The following is a 4176-nucleotide window of genomic DNA, read 5'->3' as shown; positions in this document are numbered from 1 at the left end:
TCAATGTAAGCGCTTGCAATTAAAAACCCTTGGTTATTTTGTGATGAATTATAGCAGGTGGAGAATGTTCCGCAATTCGGGTTTCACGCGGTATAATGAAGTTACTATTAATAAATTCGGAGACGCGCCATGCTTAGTGAACTAAAATCAGAAATTTTACATGAGGTTATCTTGCGCCGCCCAGACGACAGTCACAAAGGCAATTTTGGCCGGGTACTGTTGATTGGCGGTAACATTCAATATGGTGGGGCTATTTTGATGGCCACGCAGGCGACAGTTGGATCGGGTGCTGGTTTGACAACAGTGGCCACGGATTTAATTAACTTAACAGCATTGCGTTCCCGCACGCCAGAAGCGATGTTCGTGGATTGGCGCAATGATGAGCAATTGACAACTGCCATTCAAACAAACGATGTGATTTTGATTGGTCCTGGTTTGGGAACGGATGAATTTGCGACGCAATTGGTGCGTAAGGTGTTGGCATCAGTTAACAAGGACCAAATTTTAATCGCTGACGGATCGGCACTAACGGTAATGGCCGAGAACAATCTGACATTCCCACGAGATACCTTCACGGTTGCAACCCCACACCAAATGGAGTGGGCCCGTTTGAGTGGGGTTCAGCTCAATTACCAAGATAATCACCAGTTGAATGAAGTTCAACGACAGATTTTGAACCTAAACGTCTTGGTACTTAAGCAGCACCACACACTAATTTATACAGAGACTGAGCAAAAGCAACTGCAAATTGGTGGGGCTTACCAGGCGACCGGGGGAATGGGTGATGTATTGGCTGGAATTGTGGCTGGTTTTGCCGGTCAATTCAAGGCTAATACAACGAAAGCTGTTGAGGCGGCAGTGTACGCACATTCAGCCATTGCTCAAGAAATGGCCGGACATAGCTATGTGGTGAAGCCAACGTTTATTGCGGATTCTTTGCCAAACTACATGGCGCGCATTCAATCAAACTTATAGACGAAAAAAATACCGTCACTCGCAATTGAGTGGCGGTATTTTTGATTAACTAATTGAAATTACTTGTGACGAGCCTCAATTTCGTGGTTCATCTTGTTAACTTCTTCGTCAGTCAATGGGTACTTCATGATGACCAAGATGGCAAGCACAGCCATGATAATTGGCAACCAGATCATTGACCATTGCAATCCCATCAAGGCAGCAGCAGATTGAACCTTCTTAGTACCATCGAAGCCAGTAGCGGCATTGATGTAACCAGGAATGATACCACCCAAAGCCAAACCAATCTTGAAGAACAAGCCCATGATGGCGTTGATGATACCGGCAACACGCTTACCAGAAGTGTATTCACCGTATGAGACAACTTCAGGAACCAATGACCACATGAATCCAGTGGCTGAAGTCAATCCCCATTGTTGCAAGAAACGTCCGATGTAACCCAAAGCAATGTTTTCAGGTGACTTCGTCCAAATCCACAAGACAATTGATCCGACCATGAAGATAGCTAGGAACAAAGCAAAGAATTGCTTCTTACCAACCTTGGCACGAATCTTAGGCCAAAGGAAGACCAAGAAGATTCCAGGAATTGATCCAAGCAATGAGATTGAACCGTTCCATTCTGAGTGACCAATGTTGTATTGCAAGAAGAATGGCCATACTGTGTTTCCGAAGAACATAAATGTAAAGCCGACCAAGAAGAACAACCCCAAGATTCGCAAAGGCTTGTTACGCTTCAATTCAGCAAACAAGTCTGAGTACTTTACTTCAGGCTCATCTTCAGCAGGCAAGACACGTTCCTTCGTCTTAGCATACGTTACCATCAAAGCGATGAATCCGATGACCATGTAGACGGCGTAAACCTTGAACCAAGCACCAGCAGATTGTGCTGATGAGTAGTCACCCAAGTTCATGTGGATACCAAACATTCCGATATCCTTTGATGAACGGTCAACTGATGTTGCCAATTGCACGAAGATAGGGAAGCATGTGTAAACCAACAAGTTTGCGATGTTAGCCAACGTCATACGAACCGTTGTCAACTTTGCAATTTCATCGTTATCACGTGTCAATGATGCGTTCAAGGCACCGTATGGAATGTTAACGAATGAGTAAACCATGGCTGTTGCCATATATGACAAGAAGGCATATGGCACCTTGAAAGCAGGGAACCATTGACCAACTGGCAAGAACAAGCAGGCAGCCGAGATAACTAGCGGAATACCGAAGTTACGAAGGTATGGCAAGTACTTACCACCCTTAGGATGTGCTTTATCGACTGTGGCACCAACCCAAGGATCCCACACAACGTTGATCCAACGAACGACCAAGAAAATAGTGGCACCAGCCGCAGCTGAAATACCGTTAACAGTTGTCAGGAAGAATAGCAAGAATCCACCAACAGTACCGAAAACCAAGTTTTGGGCAAAGTCACCCAAACCATAGGCAATACGGTCCATTAATGTCAACTTAGCAAATTCGTCCTTTTTAACAGATTGCGTATTTGCATCCATAAGAACAAACCCCTCAAAATATAGAAATGTAATTGCTTAATGCATGCTCATAATATCACTAAAAAATACGAAAAAGCCGGAATTTACAAAGCGTTCTGTAAGCGTTCACATTTTAGCTGTTCTATGATGAAAATAAGACTGTCAAAAGGGAAGTTGACCAGGCAAATCATGATTAAATTCTGCAAAGATTTGCAAAATGGCGTATAATTACAACCAATATGACAGTGGAGGTCAATGAGATATGACAACGCAATGGCGTGCAGAAGCATTGAAGTATGAAGATGCATTGTTGACTGACTTGAAGGAAATGTTGGCCATCAAGTCAGTTCGTGATGATGAGGCAGCGACTGAGGACGCACCTTTGGGACCAGGTCCTAAGGAAGCTTTGCTTAAGTTCGAAGAATTTGCAAAGCGTGACGGTTTCCGTGTTGGTAACTACAAGAACTTGGTTGCCTATGCAGAATTGGGACCTGAAGACGCTGACGAAACAGTTGCCATTATTGGTCACTTGGATGTTATGCCAGCTGGTGACGGTTGGACAAAGGATCCATGGTCACCAGTTATCGAAGACGGCCGTTTGTATGCGCGTGGTGCATCAGACGACAAGGGACCTTCATTTACGGCTTACTACGCAATGAAGATGATCAAGGACTTGAACTTGGACTTGAAGCGCAAGCTAGTTTTGGTGATGGGAATTGATGAAGAGTCTGACTGGACTGGTATGGATGACTTCTTTGAGGAGTATGGTATGCCAACGATGGGATTCTCACCTGACGCTGAGTTCCCAATTATCAACGGTGAGAAGGGTAACGTTTCAATCGTAACGCGCTTTGCTGGTACGCAAGGTGGTTCATTGAAGTTGGTTTCATTCTCAGCTGGTTCACGTCCAAACATGGTACCTGGAACTGCTGTTGCCGTTGTTGAGGCTGCAGATATGGCTGCTTTGGTTTCAGCTATGGATGCTTACTTGGCCGCTGAAAAGCGTGTTAAGGGTGAAGCTAAGGTTGATGGTAACCAAGTAACGTTTACTTTCTATGGAAAGCAAGTTCACGGTGCGATGCCTGAAACTGGTGAAAACGCCGGTACTTACTTGGCTAACTTCTTGCAAGACCAAGACTTTGGCGGTAACGCTAAGGGCTTCTTGACGTTCTTGGGAACGCAATTGCACGATGACACGGTTGCTGAGAAGATCGGTGCGAAGACGCACGACGATTTGATGCACGACTTGTCAATGAACGTTGGTATCCAACGCTTTACTGATGGTGAAGATGGCTTTGTAAATGCTAACTTCCGTTACCCACAAAACACAACGGCTGAAGAAATTGAAGGTCACGTAGCATCATCATTGCCAGCTGGCTTTGATGCAACGGCTAAGCAAGAAGGTCACGCACAAGTGCCTCACTACGTACCTGGTGATGATCCACTAGTTAAGACGTTGTTGCAAGTTTACCGTGAGCAAACAGGTTTGCCAGCCGGTGAACAAGTTATCGGTGGTGGTACGTTTGGACGTTTGTTGAAGCGTGGTGTTGCCTTTGGAGCAATGTTTGAAGGCGTGCCTGACACGATGCACCAAGCCGACGAATTCTACCCAGTATCAGATTTGACACGTGCGATGGCTATTTTCGGACAATCAATGTACGAATTGGCTAACGTGGAAGATTAATAATGATCATAAAAACGCACAACGACG

General features: G+C 45.0%; 3 protein-coding genes. 2 read left to right on the top strand and 1 reads right to left on the bottom strand.

Annotation, left to right across the window (positions count from 1 at the left end; translation table 11 throughout):
- Window positions 1-129: 129 nt before the first annotated feature.
- Window positions 130-975 (top strand): NAD(P)H-hydrate dehydratase, encoded by an 846-nt coding sequence (locus tag ESE_RS0110570; RefSeq protein WP_010375114.1) that lies wholly within the window; start codon window positions 130-132, stop codon window positions 973-975.
- A gap of 59 nt (window positions 976-1034) precedes the next feature.
- Here the strand turns inward: ESE_RS0110570 and ESE_RS0110565 are convergent, their stop codons facing one another.
- Window positions 1035-2486 (bottom strand): MFS transporter, encoded by a 1452-nt coding sequence (locus ESE_RS0110565; RefSeq protein ID WP_010375113.1) that lies wholly within the window; start codon window positions 2484-2486, stop codon window positions 1035-1037.
- A 241-nt stretch (window positions 2487-2727) separates the two neighbouring features.
- Here ESE_RS0110565 and pepV point away from each other — a divergent pair, with 241 nt between their 5' ends.
- The gene (gene pepV / locus ESE_RS0110560; RefSeq protein ID WP_010375112.1) at window positions 2728-4149 is read left to right on the top strand and encodes a dipeptidase PepV; all 1422 of its coding nucleotides are present in this window, start codon (window positions 2728-2730) and stop codon (window positions 4147-4149) included.
- Window positions 4150-4176: the final 27 nt, after the last annotated feature.

Source organism: Weissella cibaria KACC 11862 (genome assembly GCF_000193635.1).
Classification (GTDB): domain Bacteria; phylum Bacillota; class Bacilli; order Lactobacillales; family Lactobacillaceae; genus Weissella; species Weissella cibaria.
This window is presented reverse-complemented; position numbering and strand designations above follow the sequence as displayed.

Coding starts and splice junctions, on each gene's coding strand:
- ESE_RS0110565 (WP_010375113.1), bottom strand. CDS start 2,486: ATGGATGCAAATACGCAATCTGTTAAAAAGGACGAATTTGCTAAGTTG.
- pepV (WP_010375112.1), top strand. CDS start 2,728: ATGACAACGCAATGGCGTGCAGAAGCATTGAAGTATGAAGATGCATTG.
- ESE_RS0110570 (WP_010375114.1), top strand. CDS start 130: ATGCTTAGTGAACTAAAATCAGAAATTTTACATGAGGTTATCTTGCGC.